Raw genomic sequence first — 23,572 nt, forward strand, 5'->3', positions numbered from 1 at the left:
AGGGGAGAAGGGAAGCTCCGTGGATGTATCGGCTCTTGGGCCCCCCTCTCCCCTCGTGGGAGAGGGGCTGGGGGTGAGGGGGCTGCGGTGCTTCCTCAACCTTCCGATTGCGCCAGCACCATCCGTGCCACCGGGACGCGGTAGGGCGAGCAGCTCACATAGTCGATGTTGAGACCCGAAAAGAACCGCAGGGAATTGGGTTCGCCCGCGTGTTCGCCGCAAATGCCAACCTTGAGATGCGGGTTGACCGCGCGCCCGCGTTCGATGGCCATCTGGATCAATTCCCCCACCCCCCGGCGATCGATGGTGACGAACGGATCGACGTCGTAAAGGTTCTTGCGGTGATAGGTCGCGAGAAACGCCGGGGCGTCGTCCCGCGAGATGCCGTAAGTCGTCTGGGTCAGGTCATTGGTGCCAAAGGAGATGAAATCGACTTCCTTGGCGATGTCCCCGGCCCTGAGGCACGCGCGCGGCAGTTCTACCATCGCGCCCAGGGAAAAGCTCGCGCCGCGCTGGAAGACTTCGGCATGGCCGATATGGTCGAGGATGCGCGACTTGACCCAGGCCACCTCGCGCGCCGATGTGACGAACGGCACCATGATTTCGAGCGCGACGGGCATGTCCTGGTTGTCCATCGCGGTTTCGACACCCGCCACCAGCGCGCGGATCTGCATGGCAAGGATTTCAGGATAGGTGATGACGAGGCGGCAGCCGCGATGCCCCAGCATGGGGTTGACCTCGACCAGCCGCTGCAGGCGCGCGCGCAAGGCCTTGACCGAAAGCCCGAGCGAGGCGGCGGTATCTTCCACGTCGTCCTCGGTACGTGGCAGGAATTCGTGCAGGGGCGGATCGAAGAGGCGCACGGTTACCGGCTTGCCCTGCATGGTGGCAAAGAGCGCGGCATAATCGGCGGCCTGGTAATCCACCAGCCCTTCGAGGGCCGCCTCGCGGTCGTCCTCGTTTTCCGAAAGGATCAGGCGGCGCAGCGCCACCATGCGCTCGGCGGAAAAGAACATGTGCTCGGACCGCGCCAGCCCGATCCCCTCCGCTCCGAACGAGAGCGCGGTGCGCACGGCGTCGATGGTTTCGGCGTTGGTGCGCACCGCGATGGTGCGGGTATCGTCGGCCCAGTCGAGCAGGCGCGAAAGCGCACCGCCGATATGGGGACGCGAGAGCGGGAGCGATCCGGCATAGATATCGCCCTCATTGCCGTCGATGGTGATGCGCTCGCCGGCGGAAAAGGTGCGCTCGCCCATCCGGCACGTGCCGTTCTCGGGGTCGATCTGGAGCGTGCGCAGGCCCGCAACGCATGGCTTGCCGGTGATGCGCGCGACAACCGCCGCGTGGCTGGTCATGCCGCCACGCGCCGTGACGAACCCGGTCGCCGCCTTCATCCCCTCGATATCGCCGGGCCCGGTTTCCATCACGACGAGAATGCAGTGGCGCCCCCGCGCGCGGCAGCGGGCTGCGTCGTCGGCGGTAAAGACGATCTCCCCGCTTGCCGCGCCCGGCGAAACGCCAAGGCCCGTCGCGACGGGCCTTGCGCCCTCGGGCGCGGCAAGGCGGGGGTGGAGGAGCTGCGGCAGTTGGGCTGAATTGAACCGGCGCACGGCATCGGCGGGCGTCCAGACCTTGCTGTCGACGCGCCCGACGGCGGCTTCGAGCTGCGCGCCCGCGCTCACCTGTACGGAGCGGGCCGAAAGCATCTGCGCTTCGCCGTTTTCCACCGAGATCAGCAGCGACATGTGCTGGCCCGAGGTCGCATCGATCGTTGCCATCAGTTCCGCGGTATCGGGCGGCAGGTCCGGCATGGTCTTGCCCGGAAGGGGAAAGGGGCCCGGCGCGCCGGTCACGGTGTCGCGGGTGAGGAACTGCGCGATCCGGCCCGATGCCAGCGCCTGAACGATGACGATTTCGTTGGCGCGCGCCTCAAGCTCGGTCTCGCTCGCCCAGCCCGGCGCGGGTGGGCCGTAGGAGCGGAAGGCCGCATTGATGGCGTAGCCGAAAGGGCCGGCAGGGTCGACGGCCTCGAACTCGTCGGCGGGAGCGGTCAGCCCGACCCGGGCCGAAAGCAGCCCCGGAATATGGCGTGGGGCGGAGGTGCGCACCACCAGTTCGGGCGGCCGGGCGCCGGGGCGCACCAGCTTGAACAGCGTTGCGACCCACACCTTGCGCAGCGTGTCGCCGCCCGAGTCGCATTCTGCTTCGAGCGCTTCCCATGCGGAACGGGTGATGGCGATGGTGGGCACGACCCGCAGCCCGGCCTCGGCAGCGGTATAAAGCCAGAGTGCCTTGCCCCGCAGCAAGCGCAACTGGCTCCTGCTCAGCGAGGGCCTGCCCTGGGCCGGCGCAATCGCGAACATGTGCTGGGATGGTGCCACGGAATTTTCCATATGATTCACGGCCATATTGCCCGCACGCATGGCTTGGAGCAACAGCGTCGATGCGCACGTTTGGTCACAGCATGATGGCTTGACTTGGGCAATGCCAGACCGCATGTCATGGGCCATGACCTCAAAGCCCAAACTCGATATTCTGTTATGCGCGCCGCGCGGGTTCTGCGCAGGCGTGGACCGCGCCATCCAGATCGTCGATCTGGCACTCAAGAAATACGGCGCGCCGGTCTATGTGCGTCACGAGATCGTGCACAACAAATATGTGGTGGACGGGCTGCGGGCCAAGGGTGCGATTTTCGTCGAGGAACTCGAGGAAATACCCGAAGGCACCGACGCGCCGGTGATCTTTTCGGCCCACGGCGTCGCCAGATCGGTGCCCGCCGAGGCGCGGGCGCGCAACATGTTCTATCTCGACGCCACCTGCCCCCTGGTCACCAAGGTGCATGTGGAGGCCCAGCGTCACGCCGATGAAGGGCACGATATCGTGCTGATCGGGCACAAGGGGCACCCCGAAGTCATCGGCACCATGGGGCAGTTGCCGCCCGGAAAGATCACGCTGGTCGAGACGGTGGAGGACGCGGAAACCTTCGTGCCGCGCGACCCGGACAATCTTGCGCTCGTGACCCAAACCACGCTTTCGGTGGACGACACCAGCGCCATCGTCATGGTACTCAGGAGCCGGTTCCCCAATATCGCGGTGCCCCACAAGGAAGACATCTGCTACGCCACCACCAACCGGCAGGAAGCGGTGAAGGCCGTTGCGCCCAGGGTAGATACGATGATCGTGGTCGGCGCGCCGAACTCGTCCAATTCCATGCGGCTGGTCGAGGTCGGGGAACGCGCCGGGTGCCGGGTCTCGGTGCTGGTGCAGCGGGCCAGCGATATCGACTGGTCGCTGTTCGAGGACGTCACATCGCTGGGCATCACCGCCGGCGCATCGGCGCCCGAAGCGCTGGTGGAAGAGGTGATCGACGCCTTTGCGGAACGGTTTACGGTCAATGTCGAGATCGCGGCGACGGCGGAAGAAAACATCGCCTTCAACATCCCGCGCGTGTTGCGCCAGCTCGAAGAGGCCAGCGGACGGTGAGCGATGCCGTCGTGATCCATACGGACGGAGCCTGTTCGGGCAATCCCGGCCCGGGCGGCTGGGGCGCGGTACTGCAATATAACGGCCACGTCAGGGAACTGAAGGGCGGGCTGGCCGAGACGACCAACAACCAGATGGAACTGACCGCCGCCATCGAAGCGCTCAACGCGCTCAAGCGCCCTTGCCGTATCGAGCTTCACACCGACAGCCAGTACGTCAAGAACGGCATTCAGGGCTGGCTGTTCAACTGGAAGAAGAACGGCTGGCGCACGGCGGACAAGAAGCCGGTCAAGAACATGGAACTCTGGCAGGCGCTCGATGCTGCGGTGCAGCGGCATGACATTTCATGGCACTGGGTGAAGGGTCACGCGGGCGATGAAATGAACGAGCGCGCCGACCGGCTGGCCAATGAGGGGATGGCGCCGTTCAAGGGGAAGCCGAAAACCCAAACAACCTTATAGCCCCGTCGCTGCCCGGTTTATCCTGACAATCCAGACTTTGTGGCCGCTGGGTCGCCCGGATAAACCGGGCGACGACGGGGAGCAGATACTAGATCTTTTCAGGTTTTGATGGAAACGGCTGCAACGGCGGCTGGGGATGGATCGCGCTGGATTCCGGGAACGGGTCCCGGAATGACATTGGCGGCTTTGGCCGATATCTGCCCCATTCCCGCTTGTCACCCCGGGATTCATTCCCGGGGTCCAGACCGAGCCCGCCGCAATCAGGGGAGGCTCGACGATTCCGTCAGAACCTGAAACGATCTAGGCCCCCGCCCTTTTCTTCCGGAACATGCCCAGTATCGGGGCGATCGCATATTGGGCGACGGGGATCAGGATAAAGCCCAGTACCAGTCCCAGAAGGCCGGACAATGCGGCGGTGGTGAGCCAGCCGAGGACGCCCGGGATGGCGGGGGCGATGGCGGCCACGGTGTGCGCAATGCCCTCGACCCAGTGCTCGGGAGCATCCCAGCCCAGTCCGGCAAGCCCGTGCAGGATGATGCCGCCGCCCACCCAGACCATGGCGGCGGTTCCCACGATCGAGAGCGTCTGCATGAAGCCGGGCATCGCCTTGACGAGCCCCCGGCCAAAGGCGCGGCCCGGCCCCGTAAAGCCGTTAGTGGCCAGATGCAGCCCGATGTCGTCGGCCTTGACGATCAGGGCGACACCGCCATAGACGACCGCCGTGATGCCGATGGCCACCAACAGGAGCACCAGCGCCTGATTGACGACGCTTCCAAGGGGGATCGTCGCGAGCGCGATGGTCATGATCTCGGCCGAGAGAATGAAATCGGTCTTGATGGCACCAGCGACCTTTTCCTCCTCGAGCGCTACAGGATTGGACGCGGAAGGCCCGACTTCGGCTTCGTGGGCGTGCGCCTGATGGGGGAACAGGAGTGCATAGACCTTTTCAGCGCCCTCATAGCACAGATACGCGCCGCCCAGCATGAGCAGGGGGTTGATGACCCAGGGCAGGAATGCGCTGAGCAGCAGCGCAGCAGGCAAAAGGATGATGAGCTTGTTGCGGATCGAGCCCAGCGCGATCTTGCCCACAATGGGCAGTTCGCGCTCGGCGGAAAAGCCGTGCACGTAGCGCGGGGTGACCGCCGCATCATCGATCACCGCGCCCGCCGCCTTGGCGCCCGCCTTCATCGCCTGCCCCGTGATATCATCGAGGGACGCTGCCGCGACCTTGGCGAGGGCTGCGACATCGTCGAGAAGTGCAAGCAGGCCAACGCTCATATCATCCGCTCCGATCAAACAAACCGCCGCGCTGACGGCACGGCGGGTTATAACGCAGAATGCGCCGGAAGCCACGAGTGTTGCGTTGCGTACCGGACCCGCTTACTGGAATTTTTCCAGGAAAAGTTCTTCCATGCGGTCGTAGCTCTTGTTCATGCCGTCGGTCATGCCCGAAGCAAGCGCGCCGTCGCGGATATCGGAATTGGCAAAGCGGATGGTGGATGTGAGCGTGGTCCGGCCATCGGATTCGACAAGGCTCAGCGTACATAGCGTCTCACCGTCCGGGCCCTCGATCGCGCCGGGAAAGCCGTACATGTGCTCGGTGTTGACGATATATTCGGGCGCCCTGATCTCGCGATAACTGCCTTTTGCGCCGAACTGGTTATCGGCGTCGTCCTCGCGCCAGATATAGTGATAGTTCCCGCCCACCCGCAGATCGATTTCGCACAGCGGCATGTGCCAGCCATCGGGGCCCAGCAGCCATTGCTGCACGTATTCGGGCTCGGTGTGGCATTTGAAGATCAGATCCGCGGGCGCGGAGAAAACGCGGGTGACGACAATGTCGCGGTCGTTCGGCGTTTCGACCCTTACGGTAGCGCTCATGGCTTGCCTCCTCTTCCATAGCCAATCTATTTAGTAACTATACGGTTATATATGTTTCGATGCGGCGTCAAGGCGATGAAAGAAAACCCCGGCGCGAGGCCGGGGTTCCAATGTTCCTCTATGACGAAGGTGCCCTCTACCCCGCGACCTTCCCGAAATCGGCCACCAGATGCATGGTATCGCGCAGGCGGGCGAGGAGGTTCAGACGGTTGGCGCGGATCGCCGGGTCGGGATCGTTGACCAGCACCGTCTCGAAAAACGCATCGACCGGCCCGCGCAGCGTTGCGAGCGAGGCGATGGCCCCGGCATAATCGTCGGCCTCGAGCCTTGCGGCGACATCGGTGCGCGCCAGATCGATGGCGGCGGAAAGCACCGTTTCCTCGGACAGCGCCAGCGCGGCGGCGTCGAGGTCGCCAGTATAGGTCTTGCCGTCCTTTTTTTCCTCGGCCACGAGAATGTTGACGGCACGCTTGTAGCCCGCGAGCAGCGCTTTTCCGTCCTCGGCTTCGAGCAGCGAGCCGAGCGCGTTCACCCGGTTGACGATTTCGAGGATATCGTCGCTATCAGCCGAGATCACCGCATCGACGAGGTCGTGGCGCGCGCCGGCATCGCGGAGCGACACTTTCAGGCGGTCGTGGAAAAAGGACAGCAGGTCGCCATCTGTGACAAGCTGGCCGAGCGGCAGATGCAGGCCGTTGTCGGCAACGATGCGGATCACGCCGAGCGATGCGCGGCGCAGCGCATAAGGGTCCTTGCTGCCGGTGGGCTTTTCGTCGATCGCCCAGAAGCCGGTGAGAATGTCGAGTTTGTCGGCCAGCGCCACGGCGATGGAAACCGCGCCGGAGGGCACGCGGTCGGAGGGACCGAGCGGCTTGTAGTGATCCTCGATGGCCGTTGCGACCTCGGGCTTTTCGCCCTGCGCCAGTGCGTAATAGCGGCCCATCAGACCCTGCAACTCGGGGAACTCCCCGACCATGCCCGAGGGCAGGTCTGCCTTGGCGAGCCGGGCGGCGCGTCTGGCGTCGTCCACATCGGCGCCCACCAGCGGGGCGATTTTGGCGGCAAGCGTTTCGATACGTCCGACCCGTTCGTATTGCGTGCCCAGCCTGGCATGGAACACCACATCCTCGAGCTTTGGCAGATTGTCGGACAGCGGGGTCGCGAGATCTGTCTCGTAAAAGAACTTGGCGTCCGAGAGCCGCGCGTGGATGACGCGCTCATTGCCCGCGACGATCGCCGCCCCGCCATCCTCGGCGATGAGGTTGGCGGTGAGGATGAACTTGTTGGCGAGCTTCCCCGTCGCCGCATCGCGAAGGCAGAAGCATTTCTGGTTGGCCCGGATAGTGGCGATTATGACTTCCTCGGGCACTTCGAGGAACGCGGCATCGAACGACCCCATCATCACGACCGGCCATTCGACCAGTCCGGCCACCTCTTCGAGCAGGCCTTCATCGGCGATGAGGTCCAGCCCTTGCGCAAAGGCAAGCTGTTCGGCGTCCGAGCGGATGATGTCCTTGCGCCGGTCGATATCGAGAACGACCTTCGCCTTTTCGAGCGCCTGCACGTAATCGTCGAACCGGCGGACCTTGATGGCCTCGGGCGCCATGAAACGATGGCCGAAGGTTACGTTGGAGGATGCCACGTCCTCGATGGTGAAGGGCACGATTTCGGGGTCTTCCCCATCGGGACCGAAGGTCGCCGTCACCGCGCGCAGCGGACGGACCCATTCGGTACGGCCCGAGCCCCAGCGCATGGGCTTGCCCCAGGGGAAGGATTTGACGGCGGCGGGCAGGATGTCCTTGAGGATATCGAGGGTGGGCGCGCCCTTCCGTTCGATCACCGCGACATAGAAATCGCCTTTTTTGGGGTCCGACTGCACCTTGGCCTGGTCAATGCCTGAAAGCCCCGCCGCGCGCAAAAAACCATCGATCGCCTGTTGCGGCGCATCGGTCTTGGGTCCCTTGCGCTCCTCTTTTGTGTCCGGCGAAGCGGCGGGCAGGCTGGTGACGGTCAGCGCGAGGCGGCGCGGCGTCGCAAACGCCCCCGCGCTTTCATAAACCAGACCGTTCTCGATCAGCGCGTTGGTCACGGCCTTTTTCAGATCCGCGGCGGCACGGCGCTGCAGGCGCGCGGGAATTTCCTCGGAAAAAAGCTCAAGCAGCAATTCGGGCATGGTCGAAGGGCCTTGGCGAGGGGAGTTCTATGCGGGCCGAACGGTTAGCAGGGGCGAGGCAGGATGTCTATCGACCCGGGCACACAAGCGGTGTTTTATGCGACCTGCGGATCGATGCGCTGAAGCCTGATACCGCCCTTGTTGCGTATCTGGGCCAGATCGTGGGCCGCCTGCATGCGCAGCCAGTGATCTGCCGAACCCCCGATGACCTGTTCGAGCCGCACCGCCATTTCCGGGCTTATCGCAGAGCGCTCGTTCAATACCCTGTAGAGCTGCTGGCGAGTGATGCCAAGAGCGGTTGCGCCTTGCGCCACCGTCAGCCCCAGCGCTTCGAGATCATCCTTCAATCCCTCGCCGGGATGGGGCGGATTTTTCATCGGCATCACAAACTCCTAGTGATAGTCGACCAGATCGACGTCGAGGATATGGCCATTCTCGAAGCGAAAGACCACACGCCAGTTGCCATTGACCCAAACGCTCCAGTACCCGGCATAATCTCCCTTGAGCGGATGCAGGCGGAAGCTGGGACGACTGAGATCCTCCAGCGTTTCGGCCACATCGAGCGCCGACAGGATCGTTGCCAGCCGCCGCACCTGATCGGCCCGCACCTTGCGCCGGTCGTCGCGCTCGAACAGCGCCCGCAGGCCCTTGTGGCGGAAGGACTCGATCATCCCGCCACTGTAATATGGTGCATTACAGTTTACAAGACTTCAATAAGCCCGCTGCGTGCAGAACTCGGGCACATCGAAAAGGATGTCGCGTTCGAGCGAGGCGGGGAGACTCGCCAGTGCGGCGCGGGCGGCTTCGGCGTGGCGTTCGGCCTTGTCCATGGTCGCGCGCAGCGTATCGTGGTGGCCAAAGATCGAGACGACGGCTTCGACCTCCTTTTCCCCGGCGTCGGGGTTGCCGAGGGCGGCGGCAATGGCCGCCTTTTCCGCCGCCGTGCCCGCAGCCAGCGCAAGGATGACCGGAAGGGTCATCTTGCCCTCGCGCAAATCATCACCGGTGTTCTTGCCCAGGGTGCCGCGCGCGCCGCCATAATCGAGCACGTCATCGACAAGCTGGAACGCCATGCCCAGTTCGCGGCCATAGGTGGCGAGCGCCTTGCGGGCGGCGGGGTCCGCGCCTCCGGCCATCGCGCCCACTTCGGTCGCGGCCTCGAAGAGCGTCGCGGTCTTGGCGTGGATGATCTTTTCGTAGTCGGCGGCGGTGGTTTCGAGGTCGCCGGCCTTGGCGAGCTGGAACACCTCGCCCTCGGCGATCACCGAAGCGGCCTTGGCGAGAACGCCCAGTGCTTCGAGGTCCTTGCTCTCCACCATCATCAGGAACGCCTGCCCAAGCAGGAAATCGCCCACCAGCACGGATGCCTGATTGCCCCAGATGGTGCGCGCGGCGGGGACGCCCCGGCGCATGGTGCTTTCGTCCACCACATCGTCGTGCAGCAGCGTTGCGTTATGCATGAATTCGACAGCGGCGGCAAAACGGATCTCGTTGCCGCCCGCCTGCTCAAAGGTCTGGGATGCGGCGATAGTGAGCATGGGTCGCAGGCGCTTGCCGCCGGATTCGAGCAGGTGATTGGCGACTTCGGGCACCATGTCCACCGGCGATTCCGAGCGCGAAAGAATGAGCCGGTTGACGGCCTCCATGCCCTCGCGTGTTGCCGCGATCAAATGATCGATAGCCTGTGCGGCGTCGGTCACAGGCCTTTGCGCCAAAGTTTCAACCGCCATAGGCGACGTTCTCCGCAGGACTGGCCCTATGCCGTCCGGTACGCTTGGTTTATGCTGGCAGGGCCTTTCATGCAAACAACCCCACCCAGCTCATGTCGGTAAACCAGCCGCCCGGATTTGTAAAACCTCAAGCGCACACAAAGGATGCGTTTTTGGGCGGCAAATTGTCCATTATCCAGCCGGGATCGGGTTTTCGGGCGGGCCTGGATTCGGTGCTGCTGGGCGCGAGCATACCCCAGGAGGCCAGAAATCTGCTCGATCTCGGAGCAGGTGTGGGGGTGGCGGGGCTCACCGCGCTGACGCACGATCCTGCTTTGGAAGCGGTTTTCGCCGAGATCGACCCCCAAACGGCCGATCTGGCGCGTGGCAACATCGCAGAGAACGGTTTTGCATATCGCGCCACCGTTCTGACGCTCGACGTTCTGGCGCCGGGCAATACCCGCAAGGCGGCGGGCCTCGGCAGCGACCTGTTCGATGCCGTTATCGCCAATCCGCCCTATTTCGCCGCCGGGACGCTCGCGCCGGATCGAACGCGCGCCCAAGCGCGGCATATGGAAAGCGATGCTCTGGATGGCTGGGTCCGGACGGCCGTTTCCAGCGCCCATGCGCAGGGGAGCGTAATCTTCATTCACGCCGCCGAGGCGCTCCCGCAGCTTTTGGCGGCTTTTGACGCGCGAATGGGCAATATCATGGTGCTGCCGCTCTGCCCGCGCCCCGGCATGGCAGCGAGCCGCGTGCTCGTCAGGGGGCAGAAGGGATCGCGCGCGCCGCTCACGCTGCTGCCGCAAATGTCCTTGCATGATGCGGACGGCCATGGATTTTCACCGCGGTTCAACGCTATATTTCGCGGGACGGCCCGGCTGGACTGGCATATGGCGCGTCAAGATCCTACATCGGGCCGGACCGATTCTGTGTGAGGCATCCCGATGAACGAGACAGCCCCCTCCACCCTGCCGCGAGCGGAGCGCTGAAATGGGAATAACGCTCGTCTATATCGTCATCGGCCTTATCGTCTTTATCGGCCTGCGCACCATCCTGCGCGACTGGGGCAAACAGTTTCAGGCCGAGGACAAGGAGAAGGCCGCGCGGCGTCAGGCACAGCTCGAGCGCAACCGAAGGGAGGCCAAAAAGCCCGGCGTCGTGACGCTCAAGCGCGGCGACGATGGGGTTTACCGGCCAGGCGACGAGTGAGGATCGCGATCAGTAATGGAACCGCAATTGCGCGATTTCCAGCGCCTGCGCCTCTCCCGAACCCGCAACGCGATAGACGAGCCGATGCTCGCGCGTGATCCGGCGCGACCACCAGCCGGACAAATCACCCTTTAGAGGTTCCGGCTTACCCCGCCCCTTGAAGGGGTGGCGTCGGCATTCGGTGAGCAGTTCGTTGATGCGCGCGAGCATTTCGGCGTCGTTCCGCTGCCCGAACAAATAGTCTTCCCAGGCATGGCTGGAGAAAATGAGCCTCAAGGCTCGATCAACTCCCGCTCGGCGCCCTTCCCGGCATCGAGTTCGGCGATAGAGCGGCGCAGCCGTTCGGCATTGGCCGGGGTGGAAAGCAGGTGCAGGGTTTCGTTGATGGACGACCAGTCTTCGAGCGACACCACGACCACCGCCTCGCCTTTGCGGCGCGTGATGACGACCTCCCGGTGGTCGTTGATGGCCTGATCCATAATGTCTTTGAGGTTCGCGCGGGCGTCGGTGTAGGTGAAGACAGTCATGCTCTTAGTTCCTGCATAGGCGCCTATATATGTACAATATTCTGTACATGTCAAGAGACGCAACGCAGACTGCTATTCCAGCGCGGCCCGCGCTTGACCTCCAACCGCGCCGCCACTAGGGTCGCGCCGCCTTCAACCTTCGCCGGATCGTCACGCGATGAGCGACGCCTACAAGCCCCATATGGACCCGAAAAACTCATTTCAGGGGCTGATCCTTGCCCTGCAGAATTTCTGGGCGGATCAGGGTTGCGTCATTCTCCAGCCCTACGACATGCAGATGGGCGCGGGCACGTTCCACACGGCAACGACGTTGCGCTCGCTGGGGCCAAAGCCCTGGAAGGCGGCCTATGTGCAGCCCTCGCGCCGGCCAACGGACGGGCGCTATGGGGAGAACCCCAACCGGCTTCAGCACTATTACCAGTATCAGGTGATCCTCAAGCCTTCGCCCGCCAATATTCAGGACCTCTACCTGCAATCGCTCGCGGTCATCGGGCTCGATGCGAAAATCCACGATATCCGCTTTGTCGAGGACGACTGGGAAAGCCCGACCCTTGGCGCGTGGGGGCTGGGCTGGGAGTGCTGGTGCGACGGGATGGAGGTTTCCCAGTTCACCTATTTCCAGCAGGTGGCGGGCTTTGAATGCAGCCCCGTGCCCGGCGAGATCACCTACGGGCTCGAACGGCTTGCCATGTATGTGCAGGGGGTAGAGAACGTCTACGATCTCAACTTCAACGGTCGCGAGGGCGACGAGAAGGTCACCTATGGCGATGTATTCCTGCAAAACGAGCAGGAATTTTCGCGGTACAATTTCGAGGCCGCCGATACCGACATCCTGTTCCGGCACTTCAAGGACGCCGAGGACGAGTGCAAGGCGATCCTTGAAAAAGGGGCGCAAGGCAACCGGCAGACCATGGCCGTTCCGGCCTATGAACAGGTCATCAAGGCCAGCCACACCTTCAACCTGCTCGACGCCCGCGGCGTCATCTCGGTGACCGAGCGCCAAAGCTACATCCTGCGCATCCGGGAACTCGCCAAGCTGTGCGGCGAAGCGTGGCTGCAGACAGCAGGTGGCGGCGCGGAGTAACGGCTTCGCGCTCTGGAACAGGCCAGACTGGATTGCCGGGAATAAATGCCGGAATGACATCGGTGGTTTTGGCTGAATTTCACTCCATCTTCGATGTCGCCCCGGTATTCATTGCCGGGGTCCGGACAGATGCTGCCGCACCACGACGCATCCGGTTGGCCTGAGTTTTCGCGGCTCCGCCCCATTGCCAATATCCGCCCGCGGTGCCAATCTTCCGACAAATGTTCAGCGGACGGGAACAACGCTCATGGAATGGGTCATTCTGGTTCTGGTCGTGGCCATCATCGGCTATGCGATCTATGCCTACAACCTCCTGGTCAAGAACCGGCAGCTTGTTGAGGAGGGCTGGTCGGGGATCGACGTGCAGTTGAAGCGCCGGGCAGACCTGATCCCCAACATGATGGAGACCGTCAAGGGCTATATGGGCCATGAACGCGAGACCTTGCAGGCGGTGACCGATGCGCGGGCCGCCGTGCAGGCTGCGGGCAACGCCTCGCCCGCCGAGCGTTCGCGGGTCGAGGGGCTTTTGTCGGGCGCGCTGGGGCGGCTGTTCGCCGTGGCCGAGGCCTATCCCGACCTCAAGGCCAATACGACCTTCCTCGAATTTCAGGGCGCTTTGCAGACGGTCGAGGACGAAATCCAGCTTTCGCGCCGCTACTACAACGGCGCGGTGCGCAACCTCAACGTTGCGGTGGAATCCTTCCCCTCCAATTTCATCGCCAATATGTTCAAGTTCGCTAAAGCCGAGTATTTCGAACTGGAAAACGAAGCCGACCGCGCGACGCCGCAGGTGAAGTTCTAGAGCATGTCAGCGTTTGATGGAGTCGCCCGAGGCACAGTGGTTGCGGTTGCATCGCACTGGTCCCCGGTAATAAATACCGGGGTGACATTGGAGATGAGGTTGGGCTCTTGCCAAAAGCACCGATGTCATTCCGGGATTTATTCCCGGAATCCAGCGCCATGCCGCTACAATCGCCCGAGCATACCGTTCCCAACAAAATCTGAAACGATCTAGCCGATCATGCTGGCCTTCGCACGCTGCATCGCCGCACTCGCCTTTGCCTTGATCACCCTGCCCGCGTTCGGGCAGGAGGTGATCCGCAATTTCGAGACGGCGATCGCCGTCCATGAGGACGCCTCGGTGCGGATCACCGAGACGATCACGGTCAATGCCGAGGGGCGGGATATCAGACGCGGCATATTCCGCGACATTCCAACGGTCCTGCTCGGGGAAGACGGGACGCGGATCCATAGCGAACTCGACGTCGTCTCGGTGACGCGCAACGGAAACGCGGAGCCCTATGCCGTCGAATCGATCAGGGATGGCGTGCGCATCCGGATCGGGGACGCCGGCGCGCTACTGGCCAACGGGACCCACCGCTACCAGATCCGCTATACCATGACGCGGGCTGCGCGCATGTTCGCGGACCATGACGAGCTTTACTGGAACGCTACGGGTAATTTCTGGCAGTTCCCCATCGAGCGGGCGACGGCGGTGGTGACGCTCCCCGAGAATGCGGAGATCGTCGATCTCAACGTCTTTACCGGCAGGCAGGGCGCGACCGGATCGAACGCGCGCGCCGAGCGGCTTTCCGACCATCAGGCGCGGTTCACTCTCACCCGGCCTCTGGGGGTCTATGAGGGGATGACTGTGGCGGTCGCGTTCGGCAAGGGCGTGCTGGTCGCCCCGGAAGGGCTGGAAGGATTGAAGCTCTGGCTTTCGGACAACAGGAACACCCTCGTTCCCGCCGGGCTGCTGCTCATTGTCCTGTTTTACAATTTCACCGCATGGATGCGCGTCGGGCGCGACCCGGAAAAGGGCGTCATTTTTCCGCGCTTTCATCCGCCCGCCAAGTTTTCCCCTGCCCTCACCCACTACGTCCACCGCATGGGCTGGCGCAACAGTGGCTGGCTGGCCTTTTCCGCAGCGCTCGTTTCGCTCGCCACGAAAGGGCTCATCGAGATCGACAAGGAGGGCAAGAAGACCGTCCTCTTGATGACCGGAAAATCGCCCGACGCGCCGCTGCCGTCCGGGGAGGCGGCCATCCATGCGTATCTCCGGGGCAAGCCCCGCCTCGTGATCGACAAATCCAGCGGCCCCTCGCTCGACACCACCCGCGAGAACTTCCTCAAGGCGCTCGAAGACGAGAACCGTCGGGTTTATTTCAACAACCACATCGTCTTCGTCGTTTTCGGCGTGCTGCTGACTTTTGCCTCGGTGGCCCTGATGACCGTGATGGGCATCCTGCCCTTCGAGTTCGCGTTCTTTGCCGTTTTTGCCGCCGTTTTCGTCTCCATCTTCGGGACGGCCCTGCGCTCGATCTGGCAGAAGCAGATTTTCGGCAAGATCATAGTATTGGTCGTCATCGGCTTCATCGTCTCCAATTCAAGCTTCCTGCTGCTCCATACCTTTGTCTTCGAGTGGCTCAGCTTTCCTTTCCTTGCCACCGTGTCCCTCGTCGCTGTCACCTTTATCTTCGGCATCCTGATGCGTGCACCGACCGTTCACGGGCGCAAGGTCATGGACGAGATCGACGGATTCAAGATGTATCTGGAGACGGCGGAAAAGGAGCGGCTGAACTTTCAGGACGAACCCGAAATGACCGTTACCCGCTTCGAGCGCATCCTACCCTATGCCATGGCGTTGGGGGTCGAAAAGCCGTGGTCCGAGCGGTTCCAGGCCGATCTCGCGCGCAATGCGGTCAAGGATGCCCGGACCGGTTACGCCCCGCACTGGTATCGCGGCTCGTCCTTTTCTCCCGCCACCTTCTCGAAATCCATGGCGGGCATCGCAACGGGACTTTCAAGCGCCATGATAGCGGCGCAACCGGCCAAGGCATCAAGCTCGGGTTTTTCGGGCGGCGGGGGCGGCGGTTTTTCAGGCGGCGGCGGTGGTGGCGGCGGCGGCGGCGGCTGGTAGTCGGTCCGGCGCTCGATGCGCCCCTCTCCGTCGTTATCCGGGTAACCCAGTGCCCACCTCTCTCGCTTCTCCGGCGAACGCCGGAGTCCATACTTCGATATCCGCCTACGTTGAGACTTGGTTCTGGGTTCCGGCTTTCGCCGGAAAAGCGAGTGGAGAGTGCGAGGCTGCTTCGGTCAAAATCTGACCCCGCTTCAAGCCTCGTCCAGCGCCTTCCTGATCGCCAGTAAATCCTGCCAGGCCAGCCGCTTTGCCGCCGGTTGGCGCAGGAGATAGGCGGGGTGGAGGGTTGCGAGCGCGCGCATGGTGTGGCCGTTGACCGTCAGGTCGCGCCACTGGCCGCGGATGCGCGTGATGCCGGCATTGGTTTCGAACAGGGTCGATGCCGACGCCCCGCCCAGCGCAACCAGCACCTTCGGGGCGACCAGCTCGATCTGGCGGTAAAGGAACGGCAGGCAGACTGCGACCTCGGATGGCGCGGGGGTGCGGTTGCCCGGTGGGCGCCAGGGAACCGTGTTGGCGATATAGACCCCGGTGCGGTCGAGCCCAATGGCTTTGAGCATCCGGTCAAGCAACTGGCCCGAGCGCCCCACGAAGGGCTTGCCCTGCAAATCCTCGTCGCGCCCCGGCGCTTCCCCCACCAGCATGACCCTGGCCTGGGGGTTGCCATCGGCGAAAACCAGATTGGTGGCCCGAAGCTTCAGCCCGCACCCGTCGAAATTTTCGAGCGCCTCGCGCAGCGCATCGAGGGTTTGGGCCCCGGCGGCAAGCTCGCGCGCCGTTTCGGGGTCGGCATCGGCCCCTGATGCGGCGATGGCCGGTTGCGGCGGCGCATCGCGCGACGCCGGGGGGACTGGAGCGGCGCTGCGCGGGGCCGCGGGCACGACAGCCGATTGCGCGAAACGGTCGACGGGCGCCTCGCCCACGGCCAGATCGACGCCCGCTGCTTCATACCATTGCAGCATGGCTAACATTTCATCGCGATTTATGGGTCGATCTGGCATTGCGAAGTCTGTTATGTCACAGCCCAAACCTCACTTCCACCGCCATTGGGGAGGCGTTGCCCGATGACCGACGCGATGACACGCGAAATCATGGAAACGGATGTGGTGATCGTCGGCGCGGGGCCGGCCGGTCTTGCCGCGTCCATCGCGCTCAAGAAAGCCGTTCCCGATCTCTCCGTCATCGTCGTCGAAAAATCCGCCGAGATCGGCGGGCACATCCTTTCGGGCGCGGTAATGGACCCCACCGGGCTCGATGCCCTGATCCCCGACTGGCGAAACAAGGGCGCACCGGTCGGCCCCAAGGTCAACGAGGACCGTTTCGTCTATCTCACCGAAAAATCGGCCATCCCCTTCCCCGACATGCTGATCCCGCCGATCATGAAGACCAAGGGCGGAGTAATCGTTTCACTTGGCGCGCTGTGCGGGTGGCTGGCGGGCGAGGCCGAGGCGCTGGGGGTCGATGTATTTCCCGGCACGGCGGCGGCCGATCTGGTCAAGGGCGAGAACGGAGACATTCTCGGCATCGTCACCGGCGATCTTGGCGTTGCCCGCGACGGCACGCCCAAATCGACCTTTGCGGCGGGAATCGAACTGCGTGCGAAATATACCCTCATCGGCGAAGGCGCGCGCGGCTCGCTCGCCAAACGCCTCATCGCCGATTTTGGGCTGGCCGAGGGCCGCGCGCCGCAGAAATACGGGCTGGGCATCAAGGAAATCTGGGAGATCGACCCGGCAAAACACCAGCCGGGCAAGGTCGAGCACTTCATGGGTTATCCGCTGGGCAACCGCACCAGCGGCGGCGGGTTCTGCTATCACGCCGAGGGCAACAAGGTCTATCTCGGGCTCGTCACCCATCTCGATTACGAGAACCCCACGCTTTCGCCCTACGGCGAATTCCAGAAGTTCAAGCTCCACCCGAAAATCGCGGACCTGCTCGAAGGCGGCGAAGTCGTATCCTACGGCGCGCGGGCGCTGACCTCGGGCGGATGGCAGTCGATCCCCAGACTGGCCTTTCCCGGCGGAGCGCTCATCGGCTGCGCGGCGGGGTTCATGAACGTGCCGCGCCTCAAGGCCATCCACAACGCCATCCGCTCAGGAATGGCGGCGGCGGGCGAGGTCGCGGACGCCATCGCGGCGGGCCGGGCCAACGACACGCTCGAAACGCTGGACGAGGCCGTCCTTGCCTCGGGCATTCGGGACGATCTTTATCCGGTGCGTGCCGTCAAGCCGCTCTGGAGCCGGCTGGGGACGTTGGCGGGCGTCGGGCTGGCGGGGACCGATATGTGGGCATCGAGCCTTGCCAAGATCTCGCCGCTTGGCGACATGGTTTCGGACAAGCCCGATTTCGCAAGGCTCAAGCCGATCGCCGAGGTCAGGTCCCTCGTCTATCCCAAGCCGGACGGCAAGCTGACCTTTGCGCGCTCCGAATCGGTCTATCGCGCCAACATCGCCCACGACGAGGACCAGCCGGTCCATCTCAAGCTGACCAATCCGGCGCTGCCCATACGCGAGAACCTGCCCCGTTATGGCGAACCCGCCCCGCTTTATTGCCCGGCAGGGGTCTATGAGGTGGTCAAGGAAGGGGGCAAGCCGGTGTTCCGCATCCACGCGCAGAACTGCGTCCACTGCAAGACCTGCGATATCAAGGACCCGGCCCAGAACATCACCTGGGTGCCGCCCGAGGGCGGGAGCGGGCCGAACTATTCGGGAATGTGACCTCTCCGGGCCGACGCGGCCTTGCCGGACGCGGCGAATTGAGGAAAGGTGCAGCGCGATTTTGCAACGGCCAGCCGCAAAATGGACGCACTTGCCCCGTCCGTTGCCCATCGTCCACTGATCCGCCTATCGGGAGCCCGAAGACAACGTGCCCAAACTTTCAAAAGCCGCTTTCGGTCTTGCCGTATCCGTCTGCCTCACGCTGACGAGCTTTGCACCCGCGCACGCTCAACCGGAAACTTATACGGTGCGCCAGGCCAGCCCGACGGGGAGTTATGTCGCGGGCATGGCCGCGCTCGACAGGCTCGATGCGAAGTCCGCTGCAAGGCTTTTGATGCAGGCCGCCGAGGCGGAATGGGACAATCCCCATTATTCGGGCCGCGCGTTTCTTGCCTATCTCCTGCTCGGGCGGGTGGCCGATGCCGCCGCGATCGCCCAGCATCTGGTCGATATCGATCCCCAGAACGAACTGGCGCGGCTGACCCTTGGGGCTGTCGCGCTCAAGCAGCGGCGCTACAATTCAGCCAGCCAGGAACTGGGGCGCATCCCCAACGAGACGCTGATCGGGGTCACGTCAGGCATTCTCGATGGCTGGGCCCATATCGGCAACAACGATGTCGCGGGCGCTTATGGCATCATGGGTCAGCTTGGCGAATTGGGGTTCGATGAGTTCCTGATCTTCCACCGCGCGATCATGTCCGATGTCGCCGGCGACAGGGATGCCGCCCTCGGCCTCTCCCGCGCGGCCTACGAGGCCGACCCTTTCGTTCCGCGCATCGCGGAGGCCTATGTCCGCATCCTTGCCAATGCGGGGCAGTTCGATGAAGCGCAGGCGGTTCTGGCTTCCTACGCGGCGGAGGGAACCTCTCATCCTCTCCTCGACGTTCTTGCCGAACCGGTAGCCGAGGGTCGCCGCCCAGGCCTTTTTGCGTCGAGCGTTCAGGCGGGCGCCGCCGAAGTGCTCCATGGGCTCGGCTCGGCCATCGCGCGCGACGGCTCGACCGAACTGGGGGCCATCTTTCTCCAGCTTGCGCGTTACCTCGATCCGGACGCCACCATCGTTGCCATGACGCTGGGCGAATTGCTGTCGGGGGCGGAGCGCTATGAAGAATCCAGCGAGGTTTATGCCAGCATCGCACCGGAATCCGCACTTTACGTCAACGCGCTGGTGCGGCAGGCGGAAAACCTCGATCTCGCCGACCGGCGCGAGGAGGCCGTCACCCGGCTGCGCAACATCGTTGTGAGATATCCCGACAATCTCGAAGCGCTCGGGGCGCTGGGCGACATCCTGCGCTATGACGAGCAATGGGGCGAGGCGTCGGACGCCTATTCTCAACTCATCGCGCAGATCGTGGGCGACCGGGCCGCCGAATGGCGCTATTTCTACGTCCGGGGTATCACCTATGAGCGTTCGGGCCAGTGGGAACTGGCCGAGGCCGATTTGCTCAAGGCGCTCGAACTCAACCCCGAGCAGCCTTATGTCCTCAACTATCTGGGCTATTCCTGGGTCGATCAGGGGCTTTATCTCGATGACGCGCTCGACATGATCGACCGCGCCATCGCCATCCTGCCACGCGACGGCTATATCATCGACAGCCTGGGCTGGGCCTATTACAAGCTCGGGCGCGTCGACGAGGCCATCGTCGAGCTGGAACGGGCGCTGCGGTTCCTGCCCAACGATCCCGAGATCAACGACCATCTGGGCGATGCCTATTGGGTGGCGGGCCGCGAGCGCGAGGCGATGTTCCAGTGGCGGATCGCCATCGATGTCGATGAGCGGGGCGTGGTGACCGAACGCGCCGCGCCCAAGCTGATCGGCGGGCTCGACCCCGACGCCCCCATCCCCGATTGATGCGGGCCGAACCCGAAATCCTCGAAACCGCTCCCGCCAAGGTCAATCTCGCACTGCACGTGACCGGGCGGCGCGCGGACGGGTTTCACACGCTCCATACGCTGTGCGTCTTCACCGAATTGGGTGACCAGCTTTCAGCCCGGCCCGCCAACGAGGATCGCCTTACCGTTTCGGGCCCCTTCGCGGACGACCTGCCGGTTGGCCGCTCCAATCTCGTCGTGCGGGCGATCGAAAAATTCCGCGCCCGTTTTCCCGGACATATCGAGGGGGGCGTTTCCATCCACCTCGAAAAGCACCTGCCAGTCGCGGCGGGTCTGGGCGGAGGCTCGGCCGATGCGGCGGCGGTGTTGCGGATACTGGCCCGCATGGGCGCGGCCCCGGTGCCCGATGCCGAACTTTTCGCGCTGGCGGCGACGCTGGGCGCGGACGTACCCATGTGCCTTTACTCAAGGACCTGTGAGGTCCTTGGAATCGGGGAACGCATAAAGCCGGTCACGGCCTTTCCGCCCGTCCATCTGGTTCTCGTCAACCCGATGGCCCCGGTTTCGACCGCCGATGTGTTCAGGCGCCTCGAAACCCGCGAAAACCCGCCCATGCCGCCGCTGCCCGAAGCGCTGGACCGCGCCGCCATGCTTTCCCTCTGGCTCAGCGACACGCGCAACGACCTCGAACCGCCCGCAATCGCAATCGCCCCCGCCATTGCCGGCGTCATCGAAACCATCGCCGCAACGGCAGGCTGCGCATTGGCGCGCATGTCGGGCTCGGGCGCAACCTGCTTTGGCCTTTACGGCAGCGCCGCCGCCGCACATCAGGCCGCGCACGACCTGCGCGAAAAACTTTCGGGCTATTGGGTGGCGGCAACGCCGGTGGTTTAGATCGTTTCAGATTTTGACGGAAACATCCAGTTTCCGCCATCCTGGAGGACCTGTGCTGGATTCCGGCAATAAATGCCGGAATGACAATAGTATTTTCTGCCAGCTTTCCCTTCCTCCAATGTCACCCCGGTATTTATTACCGGGATGACATCGAAGTGAAAGGTGGGCCCACTCTCCGCATATGCGGCAGATCGCTTCGCCATCTAAGCCGGGCTCGAAACCTTCCTTACATGCTGTCTTTCAAGACCCAGCCGGTGTTCGCGATAGATGATGAAGATGCCGGCGGCGGTGACGATGGTGCCGCCGATCAGCATCTCGATGGTGGGGATTTCCGAAAACACCACGAACCCGATGATGATCGAAAGCAGCATCGAGGAATATTCAAAGGGCGCGATGGTGGTGATTTCGGCGTGCCGGTAGCTTTCGGTCAGGAGAATCTGGCCGACGCCCCCGGCGATCCCCGCGCAGACCAGCAGCAGGGTCTGTTCGAGCGAGAGCGGCACCCAGCCGAGCAGGGGAATCGAGATCAACCCCAGCACCGAACTCACGAGCGAGAAATAAATGACGATGGTCGCGCTCGATTCGGTACGCACGAGGCTCCGTACCGTGAGCATGGCCGCCGCCGCGGTCATCGATGCCGCAAAGGCGGCGATCGCCCCTTCGGTTTGCGGGCCCAGATTGGAAAGGTCGCCGGAAAAGACAGTCAGACGGGGCCACATGATGATGACCACCCCGACGAGCCCGACGACGACGGCGCTCCAGCGGAAGAGCCTGATCCTTTCCCTGAGAAAGACCGCCGAGAAGATGACGATGAACAAGGGCGTCGCATAGTTGATCGTCGTCGCTTCGGGCAGCGGCAGACGCGTCAATCCGAAAAAGACCAGGAACATCCCCGTGGTGCCCAGGATGCCGCGCAGGACGTGGGACGTGAACCTGCTCGTCCTGAACCCCGCGATCAATTCGCCCTGGAAGCCAAGCAGGATGAAGATGGGGATGAGCGCAAAAAACGAGCGGAAAAAGACGAGTTGACCGACGGGAACGCCCTCTGCGCCCTTGATGATCGCGCTCATGGCAATGAACACCATGACCGAAACTATCTTGAGAACGATGCCCAGCATGGCGCCAGTGGGCATGAATCGCCGGCCTTGCGGGGTGGGCGCGGGCTCAAAGGAAGCGGGGTCTGACACGGCAGGAACCAGGCTGGCGGGCCGGAAGTGACAGGCCACGGAAATGGAGAATTTTCAATATATTCCATATGGCTAATCCGGTTGAGGGCCAAACGCAAGGCCGTGCCCGCCAATTTGGAACCATCGCCGAAGCAAGACGGTTGCGGTGTGGCAAGCCGCCGGCAAACCGGTTAGTCTGCGGCCAGCCAGAAAACGATCAGCATAGGGTCAGGCATGTCGCAGGTCGTCAGGATTTCCGCACTTTTGCTCAGCTCTGCCCTGCTGATGATTGCAGGGGGGATGCACGGGCTGATCCTTCCCGTGCGCGGGTCCGAGGAGGGCTTTTCCCTCATCGCGCTGGGTCTGATCGGAACGGGCTGGTCGGTGGGATTCATTTCCGGGTCGATCGCCGTGCCGTTCCTCGTGCGCCGCGTGGGCCATATCCGCTCTTATGCGGTGATGGCGTCCATCGCGTGCATGACGATCCTGTTCAACCTCATCTTCATCAACGACATGGCGTGGATCGGCCTGCGGGTCTTTTCGGGCTTCTGTTTTGCCGGGGCCGCCATGGTGGTGGAAAGCTGGCTCAACGAGGTTTCGGACAATGAGAGCCGGGGCACCACATTTTCGATCTATGTGAGCGTGACCCTGTTCGCCTCGACCGCCGGGCAAATGATCATCGCGGTGACCGGGGTGGCGGGGTATATCCCGTTCGTTCTTGCGGCCATTGCCTATATCGGGGCGGTGCTGCCCACCGCCGTTACCCTTACGCCGCAACCCGCACCGCTCAAGTCGGCGTCGTTCGATATCGGGCTTATCTACCGCACCTCGCCGGTTGCGGTCATCGCCGCCTTTTCGGTCGGCATGGCCAATGGCGCCTTCGGCACGCTGGCGCCGGTCTATGGCATCGAGCGCGGGTTCTCCACGTCAACCATCGCCTATCTGATGAGCCTTGCCATCGTTTCGGGCGCCATCGCGCAGGTTCCGCTGGGCCGGCTGTCCGACCGGATCGACCGGCGCAAGGTGATGATCGGGGTGGCGCTTGTAGGCGCGCTGGCGGGGGTCCTGCTGATGCTTTTCAACCCCGGCGAGAACGGCTTTCTTTATATCTTATTTGCCCTTTACGGCCTTGCCGCCTACTCGCTCTATGCCATCGCGGTCGCCCATGCCAACGACTTCGCCGATGACGGAAGCTTTGGCCGGATCGCCTCCGGCATGCTGCTGGTGCTGGGGTCGGGCCAGATGCTGGGGCCCATCGCGGCTTCGTTCACCATGCAGTTCTTCGGTCCCGTGACCCTGTTCATGGTGACCGCCGTGTTTCATTCCGCGCTGGCAGGCATTGCCTTCATACGCATGCGCATGCGCTCGCGGGCCCCGGCAGAAGAACGCGCGCCCTTCCAGCCCTTCCCGGCCGAACAGACCGTCACGGCGGAAACCATTGCGCTCGATCCGCGTTCCGATGGCGAGGATTTCGAGATTCCAGACAGCGCCAACCCCGACGAGACCTAG

At 63.4% G+C, this 23,572-nt stretch carries 22 protein-coding genes; 11 read left to right on the forward strand and 11 right to left on the reverse strand.

The annotated features are described in order from the left end of the window. Nucleotides 1–95: 95 nt before the first annotated feature. Nucleotides 96–2,381, reverse strand: a complete 2,286-nt coding sequence (locus DQG18_RS04520; protein ID WP_157969999.1) for a putative PEP-binding protein — start codon at nucleotides 2,379–2,381, stop codon at nucleotides 96–98. 127 nt (nucleotides 2,382–2,508) lie between these two features. Between DQG18_RS04520 and ispH the strand changes: the two genes are divergently transcribed. Both ispH and rnhA read left to right on the forward strand, forming a co-directional pair. Then, nucleotides 2,509–3,483, forward strand: coding sequence for a 4-hydroxy-3-methylbut-2-enyl diphosphate reductase (gene ispH / locus DQG18_RS04525; RefSeq protein WP_116653371.1), 975 nt, complete (start codon nucleotides 2,509–2,511; stop codon nucleotides 3,481–3,483). Beyond that, a complete protein-coding gene (gene rnhA / locus DQG18_RS04530; RefSeq protein ID WP_198669657.1) occupies nucleotides 3,480–3,944 on the forward strand; it encodes a ribonuclease HI in 465 nt (154 codons plus the stop codon). Before ispH ends, rnhA begins: the two co-directional genes overlap by 4 nt. A 300-nt stretch (nucleotides 3,945–4,244) precedes the next feature. On the opposite strand, the gene DQG18_RS04535 is transcribed toward rnhA, so the two are convergent. The 6 genes from DQG18_RS04535 to DQG18_RS04560 form a co-directional block, all read right to left on the reverse strand. Beyond that, a complete protein-coding gene (locus DQG18_RS04535) occupies nucleotides 4,245–5,222 on the reverse strand; it encodes a DUF808 domain-containing protein (protein ID WP_116653046.1) in 978 nt (325 codons plus the stop codon). Between the two features lie 102 nt (nucleotides 5,223–5,324). Beyond that, on the reverse strand, nucleotides 5,325–5,825 hold the full coding sequence (locus tag DQG18_RS04540; RefSeq protein ID WP_116653047.1) for an SRPBCC family protein: 501 nt from the start codon (nucleotides 5,823–5,825) through the stop codon (nucleotides 5,325–5,327). Between the two features lie 136 nt (nucleotides 5,826–5,961). Next, nucleotides 5,962–7,998, reverse strand: a complete 2,037-nt coding sequence (glyS, locus tag DQG18_RS04545; protein WP_116653048.1) for a glycine--tRNA ligase subunit beta — start codon at nucleotides 7,996–7,998, stop codon at nucleotides 5,962–5,964. Nucleotides 7,999–8,093: 95 nt separating this feature from the next. Further along, the gene (locus tag DQG18_RS04550) at nucleotides 8,094–8,381 is read right to left on the reverse strand and encodes a HigA family addiction module antitoxin (protein ID WP_198669658.1); all 288 of its coding nucleotides are present in this window, start codon (nucleotides 8,379–8,381) and stop codon (nucleotides 8,094–8,096) included. A 9-nt stretch (nucleotides 8,382–8,390) separates the two neighbouring features. Continuing rightward, nucleotides 8,391–8,669: a type II toxin-antitoxin system RelE/ParE family toxin gene (locus DQG18_RS04555; RefSeq protein ID WP_116653050.1), complete on the reverse strand. Its 279-nt coding sequence runs from the start codon at nucleotides 8,667–8,669 to the stop codon at nucleotides 8,391–8,393. A gap of 39 nt (nucleotides 8,670–8,708) precedes the next feature. Continuing rightward, entirely contained in the window at nucleotides 8,709–9,728 is a 1,020-nt protein-coding gene (locus DQG18_RS04560; protein ID WP_116653051.1) for a polyprenyl synthetase family protein, read from the reverse strand. Between the two features lie 152 nt (nucleotides 9,729–9,880). Here DQG18_RS04560 and DQG18_RS04565 point away from each other — a divergent pair, with 152 nt between their 5' ends. Both DQG18_RS04565 and DQG18_RS04570 read left to right on the forward strand, forming a co-directional pair. Further along, nucleotides 9,881–10,645: a tRNA1(Val) (adenine(37)-N6)-methyltransferase gene (locus DQG18_RS04565; protein WP_157970000.1), complete on the forward strand. Its 765-nt coding sequence runs from the start codon at nucleotides 9,881–9,883 to the stop codon at nucleotides 10,643–10,645. Nucleotides 10,646–10,700: 55 nt separating this feature from the next. Beyond that, complete coding sequence (locus DQG18_RS04570) at nucleotides 10,701–10,919, forward strand: hypothetical protein (RefSeq protein WP_116653053.1); 219 nt, start codon at nucleotides 10,701–10,703, stop codon at nucleotides 10,917–10,919. Between the two features lie 9 nt (nucleotides 10,920–10,928). Here DQG18_RS04570 and DQG18_RS04575 read toward each other — a convergent pair whose 3' ends face one another. Both DQG18_RS04575 and DQG18_RS04580 read right to left on the reverse strand, forming a co-directional pair. Beyond that, nucleotides 10,929–11,195 (reverse strand): Txe/YoeB family addiction module toxin, encoded by a 267-nt coding sequence (locus DQG18_RS04575; RefSeq protein ID WP_116653054.1) that lies wholly within the window; start codon nucleotides 11,193–11,195, stop codon nucleotides 10,929–10,931. Beyond that, nucleotides 11,192–11,446 (reverse strand): type II toxin-antitoxin system Phd/YefM family antitoxin, encoded by a 255-nt coding sequence (locus DQG18_RS04580; RefSeq protein WP_116653055.1) that lies wholly within the window; start codon nucleotides 11,444–11,446, stop codon nucleotides 11,192–11,194. Before DQG18_RS04580 ends, DQG18_RS04575 begins: the two co-directional genes overlap by 4 nt. A gap of 157 nt (nucleotides 11,447–11,603) precedes the next feature. Here DQG18_RS04580 and DQG18_RS04585 point away from each other — a divergent pair, with 157 nt between their 5' ends. The 3 genes from DQG18_RS04585 to DQG18_RS04595 all read left to right on the forward strand — a co-directional run bounded on the left by DQG18_RS04585 (nucleotide 11,604) and on the right by DQG18_RS04595 (nucleotide 15,450). Next, nucleotides 11,604–12,530 (forward strand): glycine--tRNA ligase subunit alpha, encoded by a 927-nt coding sequence (locus DQG18_RS04585; protein ID WP_116653056.1) that lies wholly within the window; start codon nucleotides 11,604–11,606, stop codon nucleotides 12,528–12,530. 247 nt (nucleotides 12,531–12,777) lie between these two features. Beyond that, nucleotides 12,778–13,332 (forward strand): LemA family protein, encoded by a 555-nt coding sequence (locus DQG18_RS04590; RefSeq protein ID WP_116653057.1) that lies wholly within the window; start codon nucleotides 12,778–12,780, stop codon nucleotides 13,330–13,332. 219 nt (nucleotides 13,333–13,551) lie between these two features. Beyond that, complete coding sequence (locus tag DQG18_RS04595) at nucleotides 13,552–15,450, forward strand: DUF2207 domain-containing protein (RefSeq protein WP_116653058.1); 1,899 nt, start codon at nucleotides 13,552–13,554, stop codon at nucleotides 15,448–15,450. Nucleotides 15,451–15,644: 194 nt separating this feature from the next. Here DQG18_RS04595 and DQG18_RS04600 read toward each other — a convergent pair whose 3' ends face one another. Then, a complete protein-coding gene (locus tag DQG18_RS04600; RefSeq protein WP_245958364.1) occupies nucleotides 15,645–16,415 on the reverse strand; it encodes a uracil-DNA glycosylase in 771 nt (256 codons plus the stop codon). Nucleotides 16,416–16,517: 102 nt separating this feature from the next. Between DQG18_RS04600 and DQG18_RS04605 the strand changes: the two genes are divergently transcribed. The 3 genes from DQG18_RS04605 (at nucleotide 16,518) to DQG18_RS04615 (ending at nucleotide 20,897) form a co-directional block, all read left to right on the forward strand. Further along, nucleotides 16,518–18,170: an electron transfer flavoprotein-ubiquinone oxidoreductase gene (locus DQG18_RS04605; protein ID WP_116653060.1), complete on the forward strand. Its 1,653-nt coding sequence runs from the start codon at nucleotides 16,518–16,520 to the stop codon at nucleotides 18,168–18,170. Nucleotides 18,171–18,318: 148 nt separating this feature from the next. Beyond that, nucleotides 18,319–20,022 carry a tetratricopeptide repeat protein gene (locus DQG18_RS04610; RefSeq protein ID WP_116653061.1) on the forward strand — a complete coding sequence of 568 codons (1,704 nt, stop codon included), beginning with the start codon at nucleotides 18,319–18,321 and terminating at the stop codon, nucleotides 20,020–20,022. After that, a complete protein-coding gene (locus tag DQG18_RS04615; RefSeq protein WP_116653062.1) occupies nucleotides 20,022–20,897 on the forward strand; it encodes a 4-(cytidine 5'-diphospho)-2-C-methyl-D-erythritol kinase in 876 nt (291 codons plus the stop codon). Before DQG18_RS04610 ends, DQG18_RS04615 begins: the two co-directional genes overlap by 1 nt. A 203-nt stretch (nucleotides 20,898–21,100) precedes the next feature. Here DQG18_RS04615 and DQG18_RS04620 read toward each other — a convergent pair whose 3' ends face one another. Further along, nucleotides 21,101–22,030, reverse strand: a complete 930-nt coding sequence (locus DQG18_RS04620) for a DMT family transporter (protein WP_245958365.1) — start codon at nucleotides 22,028–22,030, stop codon at nucleotides 21,101–21,103. A gap of 267 nt (nucleotides 22,031–22,297) precedes the next feature. On the opposite strand from DQG18_RS04620, the gene DQG18_RS04625 reads away from it, so the two are divergent. Then, entirely contained in the window at nucleotides 22,298–23,572 is a 1,275-nt protein-coding gene (locus tag DQG18_RS04625) for an MFS transporter (RefSeq protein ID WP_116653063.1), read from the forward strand.

The sequence above is a fragment of the Pelagibacterium sediminicola genome, assembly GCF_003390885.1.
Taxonomy (GTDB): domain Bacteria; phylum Pseudomonadota; class Alphaproteobacteria; order Rhizobiales; family Devosiaceae; genus Pelagibacterium; species Pelagibacterium sediminicola.

Bases quoted from the DNA above. Each gene is read 5' to 3' on its own strand.
- DQG18_RS04535 (WP_116653046.1), bottom strand. From the start codon at position 5,222: ATGAGCGTTGGCCTGCTTGCACTTCTCGACGATGTCGCAGCCCTCGCC.
- glyS (WP_116653048.1), bottom strand. From the start codon at position 7,998: ATGCCCGAATTGCTGCTTGAGCTTTTTTCCGAGGAAATTCCCGCGCGC.
- DQG18_RS04560 (WP_116653051.1), bottom strand. From the start codon at position 9,728: ATGGCGGTTGAAACTTTGGCGCAAAGGCCTGTGACCGACGCCGCACAG.
- DQG18_RS04595 (WP_116653058.1), top strand. From the start codon at position 13,552: ATGCTGGCCTTCGCACGCTGCATCGCCGCACTCGCCTTTGCCTTGATC.
- DQG18_RS04580 (WP_116653055.1), bottom strand. From the start codon at position 11,446: ATGACTGTCTTCACCTACACCGACGCCCGCGCGAACCTCAAAGACATT.
- DQG18_RS04540 (WP_116653047.1), bottom strand. From the start codon at position 5,825: ATGAGCGCTACCGTAAGGGTCGAAACGCCGAACGACCGCGACATTGTC.
- DQG18_RS04600 (WP_245958364.1), bottom strand. From the start codon at position 16,415: ATGCTGCAATGGTATGAAGCAGCGGGCGTCGATCTGGCCGTGGGCGAG.
- DQG18_RS04625 (WP_116653063.1), top strand. From the start codon at position 22,298: ATGTCGCAGGTCGTCAGGATTTCCGCACTTTTGCTCAGCTCTGCCCTG.
- DQG18_RS04570 (WP_116653053.1), top strand. From the start codon at position 10,701: ATGGGAATAACGCTCGTCTATATCGTCATCGGCCTTATCGTCTTTATC.
- DQG18_RS04615 (WP_116653062.1), top strand. From the start codon at position 20,022: ATGCGGGCCGAACCCGAAATCCTCGAAACCGCTCCCGCCAAGGTCAAT.
- DQG18_RS04555 (WP_116653050.1), bottom strand. From the start codon at position 8,669: ATGATCGAGTCCTTCCGCCACAAGGGCCTGCGGGCGCTGTTCGAGCGC.
- DQG18_RS04550 (WP_198669658.1), bottom strand. From the start codon at position 8,381: ATGCCGATGAAAAATCCGCCCCATCCCGGCGAGGGATTGAAGGATGAT.
- DQG18_RS04620 (WP_245958365.1), bottom strand. From the start codon at position 22,030: ATGCCCACTGGCGCCATGCTGGGCATCGTTCTCAAGATAGTTTCGGTC.
- DQG18_RS04590 (WP_116653057.1), top strand. From the start codon at position 12,778: ATGGAATGGGTCATTCTGGTTCTGGTCGTGGCCATCATCGGCTATGCG.
- ispH (WP_116653371.1), top strand. From the start codon at position 2,509: ATGACCTCAAAGCCCAAACTCGATATTCTGTTATGCGCGCCGCGCGGG.
- DQG18_RS04585 (WP_116653056.1), top strand. From the start codon at position 11,604: ATGAGCGACGCCTACAAGCCCCATATGGACCCGAAAAACTCATTTCAG.
- DQG18_RS04605 (WP_116653060.1), top strand. From the start codon at position 16,518: ATGACCGACGCGATGACACGCGAAATCATGGAAACGGATGTGGTGATC.